Source organism: Bacillus sp. EB600, assembly GCF_024494385.1.
Lineage (GTDB): Bacteria > Bacillota > Bacilli > Bacillales > Cytobacillaceae > JAEVLT01.
Window position 1 is genome coordinate 65,171 of sequence record NZ_JAEVLT010000020.1, and the last position, 22,314, is coordinate 87,484.

Annotated in this window: 20 protein-coding genes; 13 read left to right on the top strand and 7 right to left on the bottom strand. The window is 38.3% G+C overall.

Going from position 1 to position 22,314, the window contains the following annotated elements; genetic code table 11:
- Positions 1-27 precede the first annotated feature (27 nt).
- Positions 28-1,008: a metal-dependent hydrolase gene (locus JN080_RS18480; RefSeq protein WP_256237460.1), complete on the bottom strand. Its 981-nt coding sequence runs from the start codon at positions 1,006-1,008 to the stop codon at positions 28-30.
- A 99-nt stretch (positions 1,009-1,107) separates the two neighbouring features.
- Between JN080_RS18480 and mutY the strand changes: the two genes are divergently transcribed.
- Positions 1,108-2,205, top strand: a complete 1,098-nt coding sequence (gene mutY, locus JN080_RS18485; RefSeq protein ID WP_256237461.1) for an A/G-specific adenine glycosylase — start codon at positions 1,108-1,110, stop codon at positions 2,203-2,205.
- A 147-nt stretch (positions 2,206-2,352) separates the two neighbouring features.
- Positions 2,353-2,505, top strand: a complete 153-nt coding sequence (locus tag JN080_RS18490; RefSeq protein ID WP_256237462.1) for a hypothetical protein — start codon at positions 2,353-2,355, stop codon at positions 2,503-2,505.
- 80 nt (positions 2,506-2,585) lie between these two features.
- Here JN080_RS18490 and JN080_RS18495 read toward each other — a convergent pair whose 3' ends face one another.
- The gene (locus JN080_RS18495) at positions 2,586-2,810 is read right to left on the bottom strand and encodes a hypothetical protein (protein WP_256237463.1); all 225 of its coding nucleotides are present in this window, start codon (positions 2,808-2,810) and stop codon (positions 2,586-2,588) included.
- A 229-nt stretch (positions 2,811-3,039) separates the two neighbouring features.
- Here JN080_RS18495 and fabL point away from each other — a divergent pair, with 229 nt between their 5' ends.
- Together fabL and JN080_RS18505 are read left to right on the top strand one after the other, a co-directional pair.
- Entirely contained in the window at positions 3,040-3,789 is a 750-nt protein-coding gene (gene fabL, locus JN080_RS18500) for an enoyl-[acyl-carrier-protein] reductase FabL (RefSeq protein WP_256237464.1), read from the top strand.
- Positions 3,790-3,861: 72 nt separating this feature from the next.
- Complete coding sequence (locus tag JN080_RS18505) at positions 3,862-4,164, top strand: gamma-type small acid-soluble spore protein (protein WP_256237465.1); 303 nt, start codon at positions 3,862-3,864, stop codon at positions 4,162-4,164.
- A 297-nt stretch (positions 4,165-4,461) separates the two neighbouring features.
- On the opposite strand, the gene JN080_RS29670 is transcribed toward JN080_RS18505, so the two are convergent.
- Positions 4,462-5,151 (bottom strand): FAD-dependent monooxygenase, encoded by a 690-nt coding sequence (locus JN080_RS29670; protein ID WP_309144694.1) that lies wholly within the window; start codon positions 5,149-5,151, stop codon positions 4,462-4,464.
- Positions 5,152-5,247: 96 nt separating this feature from the next.
- Complete coding sequence (locus JN080_RS29675) at positions 5,248-5,418, bottom strand: FAD-binding protein (protein ID WP_309144695.1); 171 nt, start codon at positions 5,416-5,418, stop codon at positions 5,248-5,250.
- Positions 5,419-6,157: 739 nt separating this feature from the next.
- On the opposite strand from JN080_RS29675, the gene JN080_RS18520 reads away from it, so the two are divergent.
- From JN080_RS18520 to JN080_RS18535, 4 genes are all read left to right on the top strand, one after another.
- Positions 6,158-7,597, top strand: a complete 1,440-nt coding sequence (locus JN080_RS18520) for an MFS transporter (RefSeq protein WP_256237466.1) — start codon at positions 6,158-6,160, stop codon at positions 7,595-7,597.
- 196 nt (positions 7,598-7,793) lie between these two features.
- Complete coding sequence (locus JN080_RS18525) at positions 7,794-8,051, top strand: YgaB family protein (RefSeq protein WP_256237467.1); 258 nt, start codon at positions 7,794-7,796, stop codon at positions 8,049-8,051.
- A 220-nt stretch (positions 8,052-8,271) separates the two neighbouring features.
- Positions 8,272-8,802 (top strand): nucleoside tri-diphosphate phosphatase, encoded by a 531-nt coding sequence (gene ntdP / locus JN080_RS18530; protein ID WP_256237468.1) that lies wholly within the window; start codon positions 8,272-8,274, stop codon positions 8,800-8,802.
- 76 nt (positions 8,803-8,878) lie between these two features.
- Complete coding sequence (locus JN080_RS18535) at positions 8,879-10,645, top strand: ABC transporter ATP-binding protein (protein ID WP_256237469.1); 1,767 nt, start codon at positions 8,879-8,881, stop codon at positions 10,643-10,645.
- A gap of 17 nt (positions 10,646-10,662) precedes the next feature.
- On the opposite strand, the gene JN080_RS18540 is transcribed toward JN080_RS18535, so the two are convergent.
- The 3 genes from JN080_RS18540 to JN080_RS18550 form a co-directional block, all read right to left on the bottom strand.
- Positions 10,663-11,739: an FUSC family protein gene (locus JN080_RS18540; protein ID WP_256237470.1), complete on the bottom strand. Its 1,077-nt coding sequence runs from the start codon at positions 11,737-11,739 to the stop codon at positions 10,663-10,665.
- 179 nt (positions 11,740-11,918) lie between these two features.
- Complete coding sequence (locus JN080_RS18545; protein WP_256237471.1) at positions 11,919-16,391, bottom strand: glutamate synthase-related protein; 4,473 nt, start codon at positions 16,389-16,391, stop codon at positions 11,919-11,921.
- 306 nt (positions 16,392-16,697) lie between these two features.
- Positions 16,698-17,993 (bottom strand): glutamate-1-semialdehyde 2,1-aminomutase, encoded by a 1,296-nt coding sequence (locus tag JN080_RS18550; RefSeq protein ID WP_256237472.1) that lies wholly within the window; start codon positions 17,991-17,993, stop codon positions 16,698-16,700.
- Positions 17,994-18,182: 189 nt separating this feature from the next.
- Here JN080_RS18550 and JN080_RS18555 point away from each other — a divergent pair, with 189 nt between their 5' ends.
- The 5 genes from JN080_RS18555 (at position 18,183) to bcp (ending at position 22,104) form a co-directional block, all read left to right on the top strand.
- Entirely contained in the window at positions 18,183-19,190 is a 1,008-nt protein-coding gene (locus tag JN080_RS18555) for an ABC transporter ATP-binding protein (protein ID WP_256237474.1), read from the top strand.
- 18 nt (positions 19,191-19,208) lie between these two features.
- Positions 19,209-20,000 (top strand): ABC transporter permease, encoded by a 792-nt coding sequence (locus JN080_RS18560; RefSeq protein WP_256237475.1) that lies wholly within the window; start codon positions 19,209-19,211, stop codon positions 19,998-20,000.
- Between the two features lie 3 nt (positions 20,001-20,003).
- Entirely contained in the window at positions 20,004-20,789 is a 786-nt protein-coding gene (locus JN080_RS18565) for an ABC transporter permease (protein WP_256237476.1), read from the top strand.
- Positions 20,790-21,176: 387 nt separating this feature from the next.
- Positions 21,177-21,569, top strand: coding sequence for a potassium channel family protein (locus JN080_RS18570; protein ID WP_256237477.1), 393 nt, complete (start codon positions 21,177-21,179; stop codon positions 21,567-21,569).
- A 67-nt stretch (positions 21,570-21,636) separates the two neighbouring features.
- Entirely contained in the window at positions 21,637-22,104 is a 468-nt protein-coding gene (bcp, locus tag JN080_RS18575) for a thioredoxin-dependent thiol peroxidase (protein ID WP_256237478.1), read from the top strand.
- The last annotated feature ends 210 nt before the right edge of the window (positions 22,105-22,314 follow it).

Genomic DNA, 22,314 nt, shown 5'->3' on the forward strand with positions numbered 1-22,314 from the left:
TTCTTTTGGGCGCTTCCGCTTTTCTAACTAATTGGGGAGGACATCCAATTTTTTGCGAAGCTTTTCTTCGCTAAATATCCAGCCTGTATAAGAACTGATAATTCTTAGATCCTGATCAAGTTGAACGACAGCGACAAAAGGATAGCGGTTGTTACTTCTGTATCGTAAATCAATAAACCTTACTTCGTAGGCATCGTCAAATTCGTCTACTTCCCATCTGTAAACAGGTGAAAACGAAAGGAAGGCTGAAAGATTTTTGTCTTTTTTTGCAGCTTCAAGAACAGGTGTATCAGGTATAGGGATACGATTAAATTGATCTAAAATGATGATCTTATTTTTCACTCCCCGACCAACAAAAAATTGATGCTTTGTCCTGATCGCAAGTCTCCATTGGTGAAATTTCAAAGTAGGGGCGATAATAATTTCTGTTGCGTCTGGAACAAGGTTTAATACTTCTTTTCGAATTCTACGTTGAGCAAGAGTGCGGAAAACGTAGTAAGAGGCAATAACTGCATATACAGCAAGAAAGGTGTATCCAGGATATGCACCTGCAATCCAGAGTATGATTCCAACAATATGGAGTGCAAAAATAAACGGATCAAATGTATTGATAATCCCTAGTGCAACCCATTTGGGTGTAAACGGTCTAAGTGCCTGCGTTCCGTATGCATTGAAAATATCAACAAATACGTGAAGAAATACTGCAAAAAAAGTCCACAGCCATAAATGTAATAAATTTGCATCTGGGAAAAACGGATATACTACTGCTAAAATAATAAGAGGCCACAAAATAACTGCTGGAATTGAATGAGTAATACCACGATGATTTCGAATATACACGGCATTATTTCGAAGTTTTAAAACCGTGTCAATGTCAGGTATTTGTGAACCAACGATCGTCCCAATCAGAACGCTGCTTGCGGTCATATGATTGCTTAAGACGATAGGATCTAGTGTTGCGAGTCCTCCTAAGGCAATTCCCATAACAAGATGAGTTCCTGTATCCAAAAGGAAAGGACCTCCTTTAAAAAATAAATTAATTACTTAGTCCTCACTATTATATTCCCACAATCTATAGTGTTTAACAACTTGGAGGCCCAAAAAGTAATGGAAAAAAAATTAAGAAATCTTGACAAAATAGATAGTAAAGTATTTCAAAGTGATTTAATCTCTTGGTTTAAACAAGAGCAGCGTGAGTTACCATGGCGAAAAGACCAGGACCCATATAAAGTATGGGTTTCGGAAATTATGTTGCAGCAGACAAGGGTAGAAACAGTCATTCCGTATTTTAATCGTTTTCTTGAGCGGTTCCCTACATTAGATGATCTGGCAGCTGCTGACGATGAAAAAGTCCTTAAGGCATGGGAGGGACTTGGCTATTATTCTCGAGTTCGTAATTTGCAATCAGCTGTAAAAGAAGTGCAGGAGAAATATAACAGTGTTGTTCCGAGTGACCCTAAAGAAATATCTTCTTTAAAAGGGGTGGGACCCTATACAGCGGGTGCCATTTTAAGCATAGCATACGGGATACCTGAGCCGGCTGTTGACGGAAATGTTATGAGGGTATTAGCTAGAATCCTTTCTATCTGGGAAGATATAGCAAAGCCAGCTTCACGAAAAGTGTTTGAGAAAGCAGTGAGACAACTAATCTCACAGGATGACCCATCAAGCTTTAATCAAGCACTAATGGAATTAGGAGCACTAATATGTACACCTACATCACCATCATGTCTATTGTGCCCTGTTCGTGAACATTGTCAGGGCTTTTATGAGGGCACACAAAATGAACTGCCTATAAAGTCAAAAAAGGGCAAACAAAAACAGGTTCAGCTAGCAGCGATTGTCCTTGTGGATGAACATGGAAAAATCCTTATCCATAAGCGTTCTAGTCAGGGACTGCTTGCAAATTTATGGGAGTTTCCGAATGTTGAAATTGATTTTCCTATCCAAAATGAAAAAAGGCAATTGTCAGGACTTTTTCAAGAAACATTTGGCTGGGAAATTAAACAACTAAAAAGGCTTGGTCAAATTCAACATGTTTTTTCCCATTTGATCTGGAATATAGACGTATACAGCGGAACAACTTCAAAAGTTTTGCTAGAACAAGACTGGAAGCTCGTCACCTTGGAGGACATGGAGGACTATGCTTTCCCTGTACCATATCAAAAAATGCGCAAGCTTTATCAGGAATTAAGTTCAAAATAAGAAAAGCGCGCAAAGTAGTTGGGAGGGTATTCTGTCATAAGGTTATGAAGGACAGAAAGAGCTCATGGAAGGCAAAATTGTCCGTCATGATGGTGATGAAGGACAAAAAGAGCCGCTGGAAACCAGAAAATATCCGTCATAAGGGTGATGAAGGACAAAATCTTCCAGACGAAGGCAAAAATTGTCCATCATGATGGTGATGAAGGACAAAAGGAGCTCATGGAAGGCGAAAATTGTCCATCATGTGATGGTGATGAAGGACAAAAAGAGCCGCTGGAAACCAGAAAATATCCGTCATAAGGGTGATGAAGGACAAAATCTTCCAGACGAAAGCAAAAATTGTCCATCAAAAGGTAAGTAAAGGAAAGTTAAATAATTATTTAATCATAAACAGTTTTTGTCCCATGGGTGTAATCAGCCTCATCATGCTTAAGTCCTCCACGATTTTCAATTTCTCCAATAATTTCGCGGTGAATGCTTACGCCTTCACTGTTTAGGTACGGTGCCATTTGTTGGAGAGAGTGATGGAAAAAAGCAAGCTCACTTTTATCCCATTCTGATTTTGGAATCATCGATAATTCGGTCATATCACGTCCAACATACATTTTAATCTTCCTCTCATAAAGGGTATATAGACTATTGTTTTGTTTATAATTGTCTTCTATGCATGTAAAAGCTAAAATAAAAATGAAAAGTGAAAGCACCCGAATGAAGGAACCTTCAAATCAGCACATTCTCGAAAAGGCTGTTGAACCTTTCCATGTCCTGTGCGTGAGTTAGACAGTTATCAAAGTTAAAAAATATAAATTATGTTAGTAGGAAAGGGTTAGATCAATGTCACAAAAAGTAGCACTTATAACGGGCAGCAGCAGGGGAATTGGTAAGGCTGCAGCCTTAAGGTTAGCTAAAGAAGGATATGATATCGTAATTAATTATGCAAGAAGCAAAACATCAGCACTTGAAACAGCAGCAGAAATTGAAGCATTAGGAAGAAAGGTTTTAGTAGTAAAAGCAAATGTTGGTGATGTGAGCAAAATAAAAGATATGTTTTCACAAATTAATGAGGAATTTGGCCGTTTAGATGTATTTGTTAACAATGCAGCCTCTGGAGTTCAGCGGCCGATTATGGAACTGGAAGAAAATCATTGGGATTGGACTATAAATATTAATAGTAAAGCATTATTATTTTGCGCACAGGAAGCAGCAAAATTGATGGAGAAAAATGGCGGTGGAAAAATCGTTAGCATCAGTTCACTTGGCGCCATTCGTTATTTAAAGAATTATACCGTTGTCGGAGTTTCCAAGGCTGCACTTGAGGCACTAACTAGATACTTAGCCGTTGAATTAGCGCCGAAGGGTATTACTGTTAATGCAGTTTCCGGAGGAGCCGTTGATACGGAAGCATTAAAGCATTTTCCAAATCGAGAAGAAATCTTGCAAGAAGCCAAGACCAAAACTCCGGCAGGAAGAATGGTTGAGCTGGATGATATGGTCAATTGTGTCATGTTTTTATTATCAGATCAATCTAGTATGATAAGAGGACAAACAATTATTGTCGATGGTGGAATTTCTTTGCTTGTTTAATCAATTACCAAATTTTAGTTGGATAACCCCCGCGATACTGGGATACATTATTATCGTGGAGGTGATTACACAATGGCAAACTTCAATAATCAACCAAACAAAACTTCAGCTGGAACGAACATTCAACAAGTAAGACAACAGAATGCTCAATCTGCTCAAGGCGGCGCTGGCGCATTTGGTACTGAATTTGCGAGCGAAACAAATGCTCAACAAGTTAGACAACAAAATGCTCAATCTGCTAAAAGCGGCCAGTCTGCTCAAGGCGCATTTGGCACAGAGTTCGCAAGCGAAACAAATGCTGCTGAAGTGAGACAACAAAATCAACAGTCCCAAGCTCGTAAATCGCAAAACTCTGGCCAATTCGGACCGAGCTAATAAAGGTACGCAAAAAGGCACTCCATCATAGGAATGGAGTGCTTTTTTTGATTACGCCTTTATTTTTTCACGAATTAATCTTTTGTAACCACCATATAACCAGTCAGCGACTGCATAGTCTTGAGAAGTTCTTCCCTCAAAGATTGCGTCGCGTAAAAGAATGGTAATTGGATCTTCTGCATGAATGATTTCTCCCCATTTACGTGTATTTTAGCGGAACGAGGTTGACGTTCTGTTTGGTATTCTTGGAAGGCTTGCGCGTAATTGTCACCATGAATGTGCAGCATATCTGCTAGGTTATGAAGCATCTTCTAATGCCTGAACTCCGCCTTGTGCCAAGTATTGAAGCATTGGATGTGCAGCATCTCCAAGAAGAGTAATATTGCCGTCTGTCCAGTTTGAAATTGGATTCCTGTCAGCCATAGGCCATCTGAATTGACGGTTGATGAATGTTAATGAATGCTGCACAATTGAATGAGCACCGGCAAAACGTCTTTCTAATTCTTCAGGAGTTCCCCATTCTCTCCAGTTTGGTGAACCTGGCTCATAATCGTAGCTCTTGAATACAACAACTTGGTTGTATAGTTCTTTTCTGCGTACTGGATATTGAACAAGGTGAAGATTTGGTCCAATCCACATGAATACATCATCAAGGTCTAAATCATCTGTGATTTCAGTGATAGGAAGTGTACCGCGATAGGCAACATAGCCGGAGGGTACGACATCATCTTGACTAACATTAGGGCGGGTTTTTGACCAAATTCCATCCGCACCAACTGCAGCTTTACCTGTAGTCGTTTCCCCAACTTCATTGGTAACAATTACACCGCCGTCTTTATTTTCCACTTTTTGAATCTGCTGGTTTGTTTTAAGTGTAATCAAAGGGCTTGCTTCACATGCTTCTAAAAGGACTCTGTGTAAGTCGGAACGGTGCATAACCGCGTACGGGTGACCGTATCTTTGTTGGAAAGCTTTACCTAAGTCCATGGTGGCTAATTCTTTTCCAGTATAAATATCCTTTAAAACGAGCCTTTTTGGGAATACTGAAATTTTAGAGATTTCTTCAGTTAAACCAAACCGGTCTTACACTGCCGTTCCGTTTGGTCCAAGTTGAAGTCCTGCACCGACTTCACCGAATTGTGCTGCTTGCTCCAGAACGATTGATTGTTTTCCCGCTTCTGCTGCGGCAAGAGCTGCTGCTAAACCGCCAATTCCCCCACCAATAATAACCATTTCATTTGTTACGTTTACCATGTTTCTATCCCCTTTTTAAAAAATTTTCATTAATCCAAGTTATTTATTTTATTAAACCGCTTATTAACCTAATAACGGCTTGAACTCATCTTTAACTTCCTGATAACCATTGTTGCTTTCGTATGCTTCTTCTCTTTCAACATTGAATTTTTCCATCATCGGCAAATCACTCGTTGAGAAGAGGTAAGAATCTTCATTCGTAGATTATACTGGCTGATATCTTTAGTAAAATCTTAGACTATTTTGCTTTTCATAAAATCTATTGTTTTATCCATTACAGTACCCCGCTTTTTGAAAGTATTTTTAGTCTACTTCTTGAAGTTCTGACAGTGTTTTATGCTTTTGCAAAGTTGACCTCAATAGTGAAAACGTTTCCAAATATAGATAATAGGCCAGTAACTCTTTTTATTATCAATATAGTGAACTAGTTTCTCTATTTGATATTTTTATTTTATAATCATAATAGTCAAAATGTCAACAATATTCAGAATGAATATTGAAAATTATTTTTCTCCCCCAAAAAAGAAGCTTAGTGTCTGTCATTATGTGGTTAATGGGTTGACTTTATTGAACTTAGAGCGATCAAGTGAAAAAATATATTTACTTCAAAATTAATATTTATATTATTGACAATTGTCAGAATATACATTATTCTCCGAATAGAGAACACAGTCATCTAAAAATAAAAATGATCACTGTACTGTTTTCTGTTAACCAAATATTTAATAGAAGGGGAATAATGTATGAAATTAGTTACATTTTAGTTATGCGGGATTTACTAAATAAACAAATTGAGGAGATGAATTTAATGGCGATAATAAATCCAACGGCAATTATAGCGAATAGCAAGTTTAATAAGTTTCATTTAAGTTTACTTATATGGGGATTGATCCTTATCGTATTTGACGGATATGACATCGTTATTTATGGGACAGTTGTACCTGTATTAATCAAGGATTGGCATTTAAATGCAGTTCAGGCTGGAGCATTGGGAAGTTACGGATTGTTTGGGATGATGTTTGGCGCTATCCTGCTTGGTATATTAGCTGACTACATCGGCAGAAGAAAAGTGATTGTGGTTTCTTTATTTTTGTTTAGCTTATTTACCTTCTTGTGCGGGTTTACAAATAACCCAAACAGTTTCCTAATTTACCGGGTTCTGGCGGGACTAGGACTAGGTGGAATTATGCCTAATGTCATCGCTTTATTAACTGACTATACTCCGGCTAGAATTCGAAGCATGATTATTTCGATCGTACTGTGTGGTTATTCGATAGGGGGCATGCTGGCACCTACACTAGGGATTTTTGTAATGCCTACTTTTGGCTGGGAATCAATCTTTTGGTTTGCAGGTCTGCCATTGTTATTTCTTCCTTTTTTGTTAAAGCTATTGCCAGAATCCCCCGATTACTTAATAAAGAAGGGAAAAAAGGAAGAATTGACTGCTATTCTTTCTAAAATAAGTCCAACCTCAATATTTGATAAACATGCTGAAATAGAAGACGTAAAAAAAGAACATTCAAAGGTCCCTGTTACCGGTTTATTTAAGGAATCCCGGGCGCTTAGTACAGTTATGTTTTGGGTTGCGTTTTTCTCATGCTTACTGATGATTTACGGATTGAGCACGTGGCTTCCAAAACTTATGATGAATGCAGGGTACGGACTTAATTCAAGCTTGTTATTTCTCATTACTCTGCAGGGCGGCGCGATTGTAGGTTCACTTCTTATTGGCCGGCTTTGCGATAAATACGGCTTTAAACAAATGTTGGTTCCTTTGTATGCATTAGGTGCCATTAGCCTGATACTTCTCGGGTTTGGAGGAAGTACCATATTCATTTATGTACTTGTTGCGATTGCAGGGGCTTCTACAATCGGGGCGCAAAATCTTATCCAAGCATATGTTTCCGAATATTATCCTCCTTTTATGAAATCTACAGCTTTAGGAACTGCTTCTGGGATTGGCAGAATGGGTGGAATACTGGGGCCTGTTTTAGGCGGTCTGCTGTTAGCAAGCAACTTGCCCGTTAATTTAAATTTTATTATCTTTGCTATTCCTGGATTTATGGCTGCATTTGCCCTAACATTGGTATCTGGAAAGGCAGCCTACTATAAAAAGCAGACTGCAAACGGGGAACAGACAAAGGAATCCTCCCAACAGAGCGTTGTGGAAATCAATTAAGTAAATTTGAAAAAGCCGTGTTTCAGATACAACTATGAAACACCGGCTTTTTTTATGAAAATTATCTAGCTCCAACGCTTCCGCTTTTCGATTAATCGACAAAACTTCTTTTTAATCTACATAAGAAGTCAAAGGAAAATGAATCTAGTTCCAGAATAAATATTAAATAGAAAGTAAATAACAAGGCGGTGGAAAAATGAATGATTTTAACCGTTTAGTTTATAAGCAAATGATGACGATGGATAAATTATTGTGTCTTCAAGGGGAATTAGAAAGATGCCAAAAAATTGAAGAAGAGTTACATAATTTACAGAAAGAAACAGAGGTTGAGAGCATTCAGATTGAAATCAATCGAATGAAAAAAGAGCTCTATGAGATCCAACAGATGTTTGAAAAGCAGACAGAAGAGGTTATTCAATCGTATCGACAAATGGAAATAACTTCTTGTAGTTGAGTGGTATTTTCGTCGAATTTATTAAAATTAGATGAAAATATCATCAATTTCAGCCATGGGTCATTGAAAACAATGGCTCTTTTGTTTTAAATTCCAGCTTGAAACGTTATAATAATAATAAATATTAAAATTTTAGAATTGTACTTTGTTTCCTTTTGTTGTTGAAATAGAATGGATCGATTGGTTACAAAGCGTTCAGGAATGAAAGTAGGGGAAAAAAATGGGCGTACCCATCGAAGGAGCTCCAATACAAATACACAGCTATAAACACAATGGGCACATCCATCGCATTTGGAATGAAACAACAGTTTTAAAAGGAACACAGAATTTAATCATTGGTGCAAATGATCGGACACTTGTTACAGAATCAGATGGTAGAACGTGGATTACACGGGAACCGGCTATTTGTTATTTTCATTCTCAATATTGGTTTAATGTAATTGGAATGATTCGTGAAGATGGGATTTATTATTATTGCAATATTAGCTCTCCGTTTATTTTTGATGGGGATGCAATAAAATATATTGACTATGACCTCGATATTAAAGTATTTCCGGATATGACCTTCAACCTATTAGATGAGGATGAGTATGAGCGCCATCGTAAAGAAATGAAATATCCAGATGTGATTGATCAAATTTTAAAAAGAAATGTTGAAAAGCTTATTCGTTGGATCCGCCAGCGTAAGGGACCTTTTTCACCAGAATTTATTGATGTTTGGTATGAGAGGTATCTAACATACAGAGGTTAATTGGGATCAAGGGTTCATTATGGCTCCTGTTGATTATTTTATCAACAGGTTTTTCTTTGGAAAAGAGGGGAACAGCTTGAACAGTATACGCCGGTATCTTGAATTTGTAAAACCGTATCGGTTGCAAATTATTGGCACAATCATAATTGGACTTATTAAATTTTCAATTCCGCTAATTATACCATTGCTAATTAAATACGTGGTTGATGACATAATAGGGAACAATCACTTAATGCAACAAGAAAAAATCAGCAAGCTATCTTTAATAATGGTATCCATGGTGGTAATTTTTGTTTTTCTAAGGCCACCGATTGAGTATTACCGTCAGTATTATGCTCAATGGACTGCTAATAAAATTCTTTATGAGATTCGTGATAAATTATATAGTCATATCCAGAAGCTTAGTTTTAAATATTATGCAAATAGTCGGTCTGGGGAAATTATTTCACGGATGATTAATGACGTTGAACAAACGAAAAACTTTGTTATCTCAGGGTTAATGAATCTTTGGCTCGATATGGCAACCATCATCATAGCAATTGTGATGATGTTTATGATGAGTAAAACTTTAACTGTTATGTCAATTTTGCTTTTTCCTCTTTACGCCTTTTCAGTAAGGTATTTTTTTGGAAGGCTTAGAAAGCTTACCAGAGTTCGTTCCCAAGCACTTGCAGAGGTGCAAAGCTATTTACATGAACGGGTACAAGGGATGGCAGTTATTAAAAGCTTTGCCATCGAAAAGTATGAACAATCCCAATTCGACAAACAAAATAAAAATTTTTTAGACAAGGCGATGCAGCATACGAGCTGGAATGCAAAGTCATTTGCAGCAGTAAATACGATAACAGATATCGCACCGTTGCTGGTAATCGGTTATTCTGCCTATCTGGTTATCAATCATAGCCTTTCATTAGGTACTATGGTTGCTTTTTTTGCCTATATAGATAAGCTTTATAATCCATTAAGAAGACTTGTTAATTCGTCTACAACGATCACACAGTCGTTTGCATCAATGGATCGCGTTTTTCAGTTGATGGATGAAAAATATGATATTGTCGATTTTCCCGATGCAATTGATTGCAGAGAGGTAAAAGGGGATGTTTCTTTCGAGAATGTACAATTTGCATATGATGAAAAAGGCGAAATGGTTCTTAAGGACATATCTTTACATGTTAAAAAAGGGGAAACAATTGCCCTTGTTGGCATGAGCGGTGGCGGGAAATCTACATTTGTCAGTTTAATTCCACGTTTTTATGATGTTACCTCAGGCAGAATCCTTTTGGACGGTATCGATATTCGTCAATTTAAGGTTCAAACACTTCGAGATAAAATTGGTGTTGTTTTTCAAGACAATATCTTATTTAGTGAGTCTGTTAAAGACAATATCTTACTCGGTAAGCCTGGCGCTACTGATGAAGAGGTGATTGAAGCGGCTAAAGCGGCAAATGCTCATGAATTTATCCTAGGCCTTTCTGAAGGCTATAATACGAAAGTGGGTGAAAGGGGTGTTAAGCTTTCTGGAGGGCAGAAACAACGGATTGCAATTGCCAGGGTGTTTTTGAAAAACCCCCCGCTTCTCATTTTGGATGAGGCCACCTCTGCACTTGATTTAGAAAGTGAGCATTCCATTCAGGAATCGGTGAACATATTAGCACATAACCGTACAACCTTTATTGTTGCCCATCGCTTATCGACAATTACCCACGCCAATCGAATTGTATTAATTGAAAATGGCGAAATAACAGAAGTTGGGACACACGATGAATTAATGGAACAAAAAGGAGGATACTACAATTTATTTCAAATTCAACAATTGGAACATAAAGAACCCGATGCCGTTTAATACGGTATCGGGTTCTTTCAATTATTTTCTTGTTCTTTAATAGAAACTTCATTATTATGATAGGAATGAAAACTAGTAATCAATCTATCTAGGTGTCTAACATACTCTCCATATTCAATTATACCGGCTACAATTTGCATCGTATGGTAAAGTTGTGGGTCATCCTTGTTCACTAAATCTTTTTGATGGTCTAAAAAAAGTTCGACTAACTCTTTTTTATCTAGATTAAAATCTCCGTCTTCGATACTGGATGGAGTTGGTACCTTACCTATAAATCTTAGCATTAATTGTTCATGCTGGTAAATAAGAGAATCAAGTTGTTCTTGAATTGACAGTTGGAATTTTGGTGGTATATGGATCATTTCATTTTCAAAATGGTGCAACCGTTTTAAGGTCTCAAGACCTTTTTTAGCAGCAGAAATCATCTGGCGGTAAATCACTAGCTTACGTGACTTTTCCGGATTGTTCCTTTTCAAATAAATACGTTCTTCCCTGTACATTAAATAAAATTGTTCTGTTTTAATATTGCTTTCTTTAAGTTTATCAATATCATGTTTTAAAAGATTATGATCAAATGCTTGCCTTGAACTAAGGCGTATCCATCGAATGATTTCCTCCGTTGTACTTGAAATCGAACTGAATAGCTTTTGTTCATATTTTGGAGGCATGAAAATAAGGTTTACGATAAATGCTGAAAAAACACCAAGCATGATCGTGGAGAATCGGATTATAGAAAACTGCAGAAAATTCCCCCCAGGTGTTTCCATAATTGCTAGTAAGGTTACGAGGGAAAGACCGATTGTATTCTCAATTTTAAGCTTTAAGTTAATGATTATGACGGTAATGGCAGCCAGGCCAATCATAATAAAATGGTTTCCGAGCAGAAGTACAAATAGGATGGAGATTACTGCACCAATGACATTCCCTTGGATTTGCTCGATAATGGTTAAATATGATCGATATATGGTCGGCTGAATAGCAAATATAGCAGCAATGGCTGCAAAAATAGGTGAGGGGGAATGTAAGATTTGACCAAGATAAAGGGATAATACAATCGCAATTCCCGTTTTAAAAATGCGGGCACCTAACTTCATAAATAGGTTTATCCTTTCAATTCAAACTTTATTTGCTGATAATTTCATTAATCAATGAAGCAATAATGTACTATAACATTAATTAAACTTTTTATCCAAGATATTTTTTAACGTTACTGCAAAATAGTAATACTACATTATATGACAAAAAAACATCCGCGGAAGCGGATGTTTTTTTGTCATTCTGTAGATACGGATGGATCTGCTTGCTCTTTAACAGGAGTGATTTGAACAAAGTGCTCTTCAGGGTTTTCTAATAAGGCCTTTAGTAAAGTAGCTTCCGCTACTTGCCCATCTTTTTCGAGAAGTGCAATATACTGACCTAACAGTTCCTTAATATCCTGCTTTCCATGTGCATTTAAATCTGAAATAGAAACTTTAGCACCTTTTGCAATTCTGCGCTGAATGGCATCCTTCGTTAAGCCCATTTCCGGTTGATGGCGGATGTAAACAGCTCCACCAGTCATACCTGCACAGCACCATGGACCTGGATCACCTAGGACTAGCCCGCGGCCATTTGTCATATATTCAAACGCGAAACCTTTAATGTTTGCATTAGCACCAATGTTACCATGTTCCTTTGTAGGAATTGGTTTTTGAACTAAGCCGCCGATAATAATATCAGCACCTGAAAGACGAATTCCGGCACGTGCATCAGCATTTCCTTGAGCGACAAGTAAGCCTTTTTGTGCACCATAGCCGAAGCCTTTTCCGACTGATCCATTATAGTACTTACCATTTTTTCCTTTTGCTTTAAGGATTTGAATGCTGCCACCGAATGAAGTTTTACCTACACCATCCTGGCCGCCGCCATTAACAGTAATAGAAATTCCTTCACTATTGTATGCTCCTAAGCCATTTCCTGGTATGGAACCTTCTTTATAATTTAAGCGGATGTTTGGAAGCTGACGATATGAGCCATCTAATCTTCCGCGTACCCTGTGGCACGAAACTCGGCTTCCAAGGACCCTTTGATCAGATGTAATGCTGTGAAACTCTCGTGAAGAGTTCAATTGTTCAACACTGGCATCGAGGTACTCGGCACCCGCAGCCACTTGCATTTGGACTTGTTCAAGAGTTACTGGCTTTTCCATATGAGTAACTTTACCCATATCAATCTGCTTAAGTAAATAGGAAAGGTCAAGCTGGCGAGTACCCTTTACTTGTTCTAATAAATCTGAACGGCCAACGACATCCTGTAATCTATTAATACCAACCGATGCTGCAATTTCTTTTAGTTCTGTACCAAAAGCTGTGAAAAGGTTCATAATTCCGTTGACAGCCAAGTCAAATTGGCGAGGCACAAAGCGTCGTAATCCATGATCTTTGGCTTGTGCTTCTGACTCAATTTGTGTTGCAATCCCCACATGACATGTATCTAAATGACACCCACGGCATGTAGTACAGCCAATTGAGAGCATTGCTAATGTTCCGAAGCCAACGCGGTTTGCACCAAGGAGCATAACTTTAATGACATCAAGGGCACTCTTCATACCGCCGTCTGCCCAGATTTCAACCTTGTGGCGAAGTCCGCTTTCAAGGAGAGCATTATGGGCTGCTTTAACACCAATTTCAACTGGAAGACCAACGTATTGAAGGGCATGAATTCTTGCAGCACCAGTACCGCCATCAAATCCGCTGAGTGTAATAATATCTGCTCCGGCTTTCGCAATACCGACTGCAATTGTACCGATATTTGGAACAACTGGAACCTTTACAGCGATCTTCGCTTGATCGTTTGCTGTTTTTAATTCTAAAATCATTTGTGCAAGGTCTTCGATGGAATATATATCATGATTATTTGATGGTGAAATTAAATCAGAACCAAGTGTTGCATTACGTGCAGCAGCAACCTTTGCAGTTACCTTTGATCCCGGTAAGTGCCCACCTTCCCCAGGCTTCGCACCTTGACCAATTTTAATTTCTAATAGGTTTGATGAGTTCAGCAGTTCCGCATTAACACCAAAACGTCCAGAAGCAATTTGTTGTCCTCTTGTTTTTGGATATTTGCCTAACATATCCTTTATTTCTCCGCCTTCACCATTTAAGCTAACCATATTTAAGCGGTCAGCACCTTCAGCATAGGCACGGAAGGCAGTTTCGTTTTGTGATCCAAACGACATTGAAGAAATAAGGAACGGCAGGCTATGCTCTCCAACCGTAATATCAACTTCTTCTGGAGAAATTGATTTTCCAGTTGCTTTTAATCCAGTTAAATGACGAATCGTTGTAGGATTTGCCAATTCTTGTTCAGTAATCTTATCACGGTAAACACTATAATCGCCTGTTGCTGCCACTTCACTGATTGATTTCCAGATCCGTGGGAATAGGTGGAATGTCTTGCCTACCCGTTCATTTTCATTCTGATAATCTTCAGCTCTTGCAAATGCATCCTCTTCCAAGGCAGTAAAGTCATTTTCAAGTTCGTTAGACCCGAAAAAGTTTACGATGTTTAATACATCGGCAATTTGCTCATTTAAACCAATTGACGAGAATAATCTGCCGTACCCACGTAATTCATGGATTCCAATTGTAGAGATCACTTTTTCTAGACCTTTAATTAGAGCACTGAACAGATTTAAAAGCGGTTTTGTATTTTCATCATTCATTACAGTCATAAACATATAATATGGGCTGACTAAATCAGCACCTAACCCAATAACGGTGATCATGTCATGTAAGGAGCGAATTGCGGCAGAACGCAATAACAACGAACAATTTCTTCGTAACTCTGCTTTAACTAATGCTTGATCGATTGCTGAAACAGCCAAATGCGGGTCAATCCAAAATGAATTTTCTTGGTGTGCATTGGCATCATCTAAAACAATCAGCGTTTTACCAGCGACAACGGCTTGCACTGTTTCATTTGCCAATCTTTTTAGAGCAGCATCTAATTTTTCGCCTTTTGTAAATGTTATCGAAATGAAAGCTGTTTGCTTTTGATCTTGATAATACTGGACAACCTGGTCAAAGCTTGGCTGTTCTAACTCCTCTGAACAAGTAAAGCCGGCTTTACCTTCTATAAGAAGGGGAGAAGCTAACTCCATTACTGTACCAATCTCTTCATGTGTTGTTAATGAAGGACGTTTACCAACAATGACGCGTGTGGAAAAGTGCTCTGTTTCACGATCGCGGTCAATAGCAGGATTGGTAACAACAGCAACGCTTTCCTTAATATAATCGGCAATATTCTTCCGTTCAGGATTAAGAGCAGCAAGCGGTGCATCATGTCCAAGTGAACGGATTGGTTCAACGCCTTTTTCAGCCATTTGCTCAATTAATTGAATATGATCTTTTTCCCAGCCAAAAGCCTTATATTGTCCATTATGGATTTTGTCAGGATAGTTCATAGTAATTGTTTTTTCCATTGGTGGGTACTGCAGACGTTTACGAGAGTTTTGGAAGCTTAACCGTTTGTAATAGCGACTGAAAACTTCGTCTTGATAGTTTTTTTGTTCGAAAACTTTTAGTGTGTCGCCGTTCCATTTGAAACCAACTTTTTCACCTGGCGCAAGTGGTTTTGGTTCATTTACATACTCAGTAGATGGCATGATGCCTGGTTCTGAGGAAAACATATAAGAGCTTTCCTTTTCCAACATCCAAAGTGGGCGCAAGCCAAGCGCGTCAACGCTAAATACTGCTTCATCACCATATCTTGAAACAATACCTGCAGGACCTTGTGCATAGTGCCCCCATGCTTCCCGAATATACGTATAAAGATCTTGGAGATGCTCCGGATAGGCTTTAATTTCATTCACAATTGGTGGGAATAAGAGATCCATTACTTCAAATAATGTGTAACCATCGCGACAGATCAATGATTCCATTGTTCTGCTTAAATCCTGTGAGTCACTTCCACCTTTTACAAGTGGAATACCAATCATTCTCGCTTCATCACGGAGCTTTTCAATTGTATTAATCTCGCCGTTATGGCCAATTACACTAAAAGGCTGTACACGGAAAAAGCTTGATAGAGTGTTTGTTGAATATCGATTATGCCCAAGCGTCATTGTTGAAGCAACAAGCGGGCTTGCTAAATCTTGATAGTAGCGAGGAAGAATATCTCCTGCACCCATGACTTTATAGACAACATGATTTTGGCTAAATGATGCTACATGAAGATCATCATTGGTTTCAAAATCGATAAGAGTATTAAACAAAAGTTTGGTTAATCCCTGGCCTTTCTTATTTGCAACGCAGGCAAATTGCCAAAACACTGGGTTTTCTTGCGAGGCAATCGGGCCTAGGGCAGACGAATTTGTCACTTGGTCAGTTTCATAAACAAGCGTTAACTCAGCCTTTTCTAATTTCTGGATCAGTTCGTTCTTCACAGATTTCCAATCTGCTTTACGGCTGACAAAAATATGACCAACAGCAAATTCCTCTTGATCTACTAGCTCTTCATTCACTCCTGCATTACGCAATTTCTCTTTCCAAAGCTCTGTTGGAATATCGATATGAATTCCAACTCCATCACCTTCACCATTAATAAAGCCGGCACGGTGGTTCATCCCTACGAGTGCGTTGATACAGTCAAATATATTTTGTCTCGTTGGTTGTTTGCTTTTTTCAAGGCAAGCGACTATTCCACATGCATCATGTTCGTCATTGTGGAAATTTTCAAATAAAGAAGGGTTCCAGGTTTGATTCATTGGGCTATGGCTTCATAGGATTATCCTGTAAAGCCGCTCCACCTCCTAAACAAATTAGTTATTTAGAAATTAGTAAAAATTTTCAATGTATTCTATAGAGAAGTAAAGATTATTAAAAACAAAATAATAAACTAATAGTATCATATAAATTTTCAGAAATCAAATAAATATACAATAGTTTGGATATGAAAATACGACAAAAAGAATATATTTAAGAAAACAACGCTAAATTGTAACCGTTTTCAACTAGGAAAGGTAATAAAAGGAGAATTATTTAAAATCCTCCATTGCATAAAAAATGTATATTTATTCGTCCTTTAGTTCAGAAAATGCATTCTTTACGGCCGTAATCGTTGTTGCAACATCTTCTTCTGTATGGGCAATCGTTAAGAACCATGCTTCGTATTTGGAAGGAGCAAGATTAATGCCCTCATGTAGCATGAGTTTGAAAAACTTACCAAACTTATCACCATCCGTATTTTGCGCTTGTTCGTAGTTTTCAATTTTTTCGGTTGTAAAATAAACCGTAAAAGCGCCCTTCAATCGATTGATCGTAATGGCAATCCCATTTTCACGGGCTGCCTCTAAAATTCCTTCTTCAAGCAACGAGCCCAATCGATCTAAGTAATCATAAACTCCGTCCTCTTTCAAAACCTCTAAACAGGCAATTCCAGAAAGCATGGAGGCTGGATTTCCTGCCATCGTCCCAGCTTGATAGGCCGGTCCAAGTGGAGCAACCTCTTCCATGATTTCTTTACGGCCTCCATATGCACCGATCGGTAGTCCACCGCCAATAATTTTCCCTAACGCAGTTAAATCAGGCTTTACTCCGAGCAAATCCTGGGCACCGCCATACATAAACCGGAAAGCAGTAATGACTTCATCATAAATCACAAGTGCGCCTGCAGCATGTGTCAGATCATTTACTTGCTGTAAAAATCCAGGCTTAGGTTCTACAATTCCAAAGTTCCCAACGATGGGCTCAACTAGTACTGCTGCAATTTGATCGCCCCATTTTTCGAGAGCTTCTTTAAATGGTTCAATATCATTAAATGGAACGGTAATAACCTCTTGAGCAATACTTTTTGGAACACCAGCTGAATCGGGGGTACCCAAAGTTGAAGGTCCTGAACCTGCTGCAACAAGGACAAGATCAGAGTGACCGTGATAACATCCGGCGAATTTGATGATTTTATCTCTGCCGGTAAATGCCCGTGCAACCCGGATGGTTGTCATGACAGCCTCTGTTCCTGAATTAACAAAACGAACTTTATCCAGCGAAGGAATGGCTTCTTTTAACATTTTAGCTAGTTTAATCTCATGCGTTGTTGGTGTGCCATAAAGAACGCCTGTTTCAGCAGCCTTTTTGATGGCTTCTGTGATATGTGGATGGGCAAAGCCGGTTATGATTGGTCCATAGGCAGCTAGATAATCGATATATTTGTTTCCATCTACATCAAAGAAATAAGCACCTTGACCGCGCTCCATTACGACAGGAGCACCACCACCTACGGCTTTATATGACCTAGATGGACTGTTTACTCCGCCAACAATATGTTCGAGCGCTTCCTCATATAAACGCTCTGAATTAGTAAATTTCATAAGTATGTATCCTCCTTCATTTCAATCCTTCCCTATTCTATCATTTCTTGGTCCCGCTTTTGATGTTTTAAGAGTAAGAATTGAATAGTTTTGAAACATTTACTAAAGATCTATATGATTGATAGTTGTTTTCGGACAGCAATTTCGCTAAACTAATTTTTTAGGGTAACTATTTCAGGGGGAATAATAATGGATTTTGCAATAGAAGTAAATAACTTACGGAAAGAGTTCAAAGCCTATTCGAGCCGGACGGGGTTAAAAGGAGCGTTTCGCGATCTGTTAACTCGTAATTATAAAATTGTTCCTGCAGTTAATGATATTAGTTTTTCAATTGCGAAGGGAGAAATGGTTGGTTATATAGGAGAAAATGGCGCAGGCAAGTCAACAACGATCAAAATGCTGACGGGCATCTTGATGCCGACGTCAGGTAAAATAGTGGTTAATGGGATGAACCCTCATAAAGAACGAGAAAAGTTTGTTAGTACGATTGGTGTTGTTTTTGGCCAACGATCGCAGTTGTGGTGGGACATTGCTGTTCAGGAATCATTTCGTCTCTTAAAAAAGGTCTATAAAGTTTCTGATGCCCAATACAACGAGCATATGGATCATGTCATTAAAACACTCGACATTGAACCCCTTTTGGACAAGCCGGTACGAAAGCTATCTCTTGGCCAAAGGATGAGGTGTGAACTTGCTGCAGCACTAATCCACAACCCTCCATTATTGTTTTTAGACGAACCGACAATTGGTTTGGATGTGCTGGTAAAATTAAAAATCCGAGAATTCTTAAAGGAGATAAATGAAAAGTACAAGACAACAATTTTATTAACAACTCATGATCTATCCGATATTGAAGCACTGTGTGAAAGAGTCGTTATGCTTGATGAAGGTAGAATCATATATGACGGAGCACTTGCCCATTTAAAAGATCAATGGGCAGATGGAAAAGCATTGCAGTTTCAGTTTTTAGAACATGTAGATTTACGGCATTTAAACTTGATTACTTCAGGGATGGCTATTAAATGGGAGATGGACGAAAAGGAATCTATTTTTACAGCATTTGTTGATAATAATGATGAACTCATATCACAGGTGATTGCCAAAGTAGTGGCGGCTATTAAAATTAAAGACATTAAAATGAATGATATTTCGATAGAGGAAATTGTTCGTAATATTTATGAAAAAGGGTCTGTGTAAGAAAGGGGGCTTTATAGTTTGGCTAAATATTTGGAAATGGTCAGGGTTCGTTTTTTAATGATGCTTGCTTATCGGTCCGATTATTATACGGGAATTCTAATATATAGTATTAATATTGGGGCGTATTATTTCCTGTGGGAAGCGATCTATGGAGCAAAGCAACATATACAAGGACTCTCGGTTGTGCAGATGACTACTTATGTTGCAATAGCATGGATGGCACGTGCTTTTTATTTTAATAATATAGATCGGGAAATGGCGCTTGAAATTATGGAAGGAAAAGTAGCAGTTGAATTAATTAGACCGTATAGTTACTTAGGAATGAAAACCATGCAAGCTCTTGGTGAAGGGATTTTTCGGCTGTTTCTCTTTTCCATTCCGGGTTTTATTATTGTTTCACTTATTTTTCCAGTAAAATTGACTTGGAATCCAGCAGTGTGGGGTCTGTTTGGAATCGCTACGCTGCTCAGTTTTTTTATAAATACTGAGCTAAACATATTAACGGGAATTACCACATTCTTCTTATTTAATAATTCAGGACTAATTCGAGCAAAGCGAGTAGTGATTGATCTATTCTCAGGATTACTATTGCCAATCAGCTTCTTCCCGGGCTGGGCGCAAAATCTAATGAAATATCTCCCATTTCAAGGAATCAGCTACATACCAAGTATGATTTTTACAAATGGTTTCTCACATCAGCAGGCGTTAATAGGCATCTGGCAGCAATTTATCTGGGTAGTGGTTTTGCTGGTGCCAATTACATTGCTATGGACGCTGGCGAAAAAGCAATTGGTGATTCAGGGGGGATAATAGTTGTTTTACGTATCAATATTTTTTCATTATATGGGTCAGTATTTAAAAACAAGATTTGAATACCGGGCTAATTTATTTGTTGAATTTTTCTCAGACCTATTATCACAGGCGGTAAACTTTATTTTTATTTTGGTTGTATTCGGCCACACCAGCTTGCTACATGGCTGGAATCGAGATGAGATCATTTTTATTTATGGCTTTTTTCTTGTGCCATATGCTCTTTTTTCGTCCTTCTTTAATATATGGGATTTTAATGACCGCTATATCGTAAAGGGAGAGTTTGATCGGATTTTAACGAGACCCATCCACAGCCTTTTTCAAATTATTCTTGAAAGGATGGAACTGGAATCTTCGTTAGGAGTCGCGACAGGGCTAGCTGTCATGTTTTATTCTGGAAGCCGCTTAGGTTTGAAAATGACATGGTATGATCCATTCTTATTCATTATTTTTGTTGTTGGCGGAGCACTTGTTTTTGGTGGAGTTTTTATAATGATTGCCTGTATCAGTTTCTGGGCAGATGCAAAAACATCCATTATGCCAATGATGTATAATATCAGCAATTATGGGCGTTATCCAGTTGATATTTATAATCGGGCGATACGCTTTGTTTTGACGTGGATTTTGCCGTTTGCATTTGTGGGTGTTTACCCAGCAGCTTATTTTCTTGGGAAAAAAGAGTGGTTTAGTTATGCTTTTTTGACACCGGTGATCGGAATAATATTTTTTGTTCTTTCTATTTTTATATGGAATCAGGGGGTCAAAAAATACCGCGGTGCGGGGAATTAGAAAAGCGGACGCGCCCGAATTAAGGAACGTCGACTAAAATCCGCCACGTCCTGTGGGGAACGTTGACGTCAGCACATCCTGTGCAAGTCCGTATGGACTGGAGCGCATCGACTGAGATAAAGGAAACACGAAGAGCGTAAACGCAATCGTGCTTAACTTATCGTAGGGTGGGGGCGAAGTACACTAGTCGCTGGGCGTGGCCGACTAAAAGCGCCGCCTTCCTGGCGGCAACGTCGGCACTAGCACATCCTGTGCGTCGAAGCTAGACAGTTATCAAAGTAAAATATCCTTCCTATGTGTTGGATTGTCCTGCTTTTTTGATATTTAATTGTACAAGCAAGCATAGATATAAACATACCAGGTCATTTGTAAAAAGGCGGTGCGTTTATGTTTTATCTTTTGCTTTTGCTTGTTATTTTTTGCATTTTTATGAGCTTACGAACACTGTTTCTTCCATATAAAATGAAAGGAAAGTTTGTCTCACTTGAAAATTTTCTTTCGATTGGCTATGTCTATGCAACAGTAGTTCTCGGATTTGGGATTATCTATATGGTATTTGCTCTTAATGGAAGACCACTCCTAATCGAAACAGGAATGGTAAGGAATGATAATATTTTTGAAACATGTTTTTATTTTAGTGCAATGACCTTATTTTCTGTCGGAAATGGGGATGTCATTCCACATGGTCTAGGCCGAATCATTACGGTAATCGAAGCACTGATTGGGTATACCCTTCCAGCAGCATTTATTACCCGGGCTGTTTTTGATAAGGACAAATAGAAAAATAGTTGTATTATTGGAGAATATTGGCTAGTCTAAGGATAACATTACGAATGGAGGGTTTATTATGACAGTTGAAGTGGGAATGCTTGCACCGGATTTTACGTTAGCTGCGAATAATGGTGAGACGATAAAGTTATCTGATTTTCGCGGGAAAAATGTTGTTCTCTATTTTTATCCCAAGGATATGACTCCTGGATGCACTACAGAAGCCTGCGATTTCCGTGACCAGTATGAAAACTTTGCAGCGCTCGATGCTGTTATCCTAGGAATTAGTCCTGATCCGGTTGACCGTCATGTGAAATTTGTTGAAAAGTACGGTTTACCGTTTTTGTTGCTTGCTGATCCAGATAATCAAGTAGCAGAAGCATATGGGGTATGGCAATTAAAAAAGAATTTTGGAAAAGAATACATGGGTATAGAAAGATCTACATTTGTTATAGATAAACAGGGAAATATTACTAAAGAATGGCGCAAAGTAAAAGTAAAAGGGCATGTAGAAGAAGCGTTGGAATATATTCGTGACAATCAATAATAGATTGATCAAAATGCTTGAGCCTATTTTTGTGAAACAAGGCTTTTGTCCAATGCACCAAAACAAGTTTTGAATATCATCTTAGTAGGGCATACCTCCTCAGATAAAAATTTTAAGGGTCCATGTGGCCCTTTTTTTTTATGGTTAAATTACTGAATTTTTGGACTTTTTAATTTTTAAAAATTTTTTTAACTGTTATAATGTAAGAAA

What these genes read in the sequence shown, in the direction of transcription:
- mutY (WP_256237461.1), top strand. Translation starts at nt 1,108, where the DNA reads ATGGAAAAAAAATTAAGAAATCTTGACAAAATAGATAGTAAAGTATTT.
- JN080_RS18490 (WP_256237462.1), top strand. Translation starts at nt 2,353, where the DNA reads ATGAAGGACAAAATCTTCCAGACGAAGGCAAAAATTGTCCATCATGAT.
- JN080_RS18495 (WP_256237463.1), bottom strand. Translation starts at nt 2,810, where the DNA reads ATGTATGTTGGACGTGATATGACCGAATTATCGATGATTCCAAAATCA.
- fabL (WP_256237464.1), top strand. Translation starts at nt 3,040, where the DNA reads ATGTCACAAAAAGTAGCACTTATAACGGGCAGCAGCAGGGGAATTGGT.
- JN080_RS18505 (WP_256237465.1), top strand. Translation starts at nt 3,862, where the DNA reads ATGGCAAACTTCAATAATCAACCAAACAAAACTTCAGCTGGAACGAAC.
- JN080_RS29670 (WP_309144694.1), bottom strand. Translation starts at nt 5,151, where the DNA reads ATGGACTTAGGTAAAGCTTTCCAACAAAGATACGGTCACCCGTACGCG.
- JN080_RS29675 (WP_309144695.1), bottom strand. Translation starts at nt 5,418, where the DNA reads ATGGTAAACGTAACAAATGAAATGGTTATTATTGGTGGGGGAATTGGC.
- JN080_RS18520 (WP_256237466.1), top strand. Translation starts at nt 6,158, where the DNA reads ATGTATGAAATTAGTTACATTTTAGTTATGCGGGATTTACTAAATAAA.
- JN080_RS18525 (WP_256237467.1), top strand. Translation starts at nt 7,794, where the DNA reads ATGAATGATTTTAACCGTTTAGTTTATAAGCAAATGATGACGATGGAT.
- ntdP (WP_256237468.1), top strand. Translation starts at nt 8,272, where the DNA reads ATGGGCGTACCCATCGAAGGAGCTCCAATACAAATACACAGCTATAAA.
- JN080_RS18540 (WP_256237470.1), bottom strand. Translation starts at nt 11,739, where the DNA reads ATGAAGTTAGGTGCCCGCATTTTTAAAACGGGAATTGCGATTGTATTA.
- JN080_RS18545 (WP_256237471.1), bottom strand. Translation starts at nt 16,391, where the DNA reads ATGAATCAAACCTGGAACCCTTCTTTATTTGAAAATTTCCACAATGAC.
- JN080_RS18550 (WP_256237472.1), bottom strand. Translation starts at nt 17,993, where the DNA reads ATGAAATTTACTAATTCAGAGCGTTTATATGAGGAAGCGCTCGAACAT.
- JN080_RS18555 (WP_256237474.1), top strand. Translation starts at nt 18,183, where the DNA reads ATGGATTTTGCAATAGAAGTAAATAACTTACGGAAAGAGTTCAAAGCC.
- JN080_RS18570 (WP_256237477.1), top strand. Translation starts at nt 21,177, where the DNA reads ATGTTTTATCTTTTGCTTTTGCTTGTTATTTTTTGCATTTTTATGAGC.
- bcp (WP_256237478.1), top strand. Translation starts at nt 21,637, where the DNA reads ATGACAGTTGAAGTGGGAATGCTTGCACCGGATTTTACGTTAGCTGCG.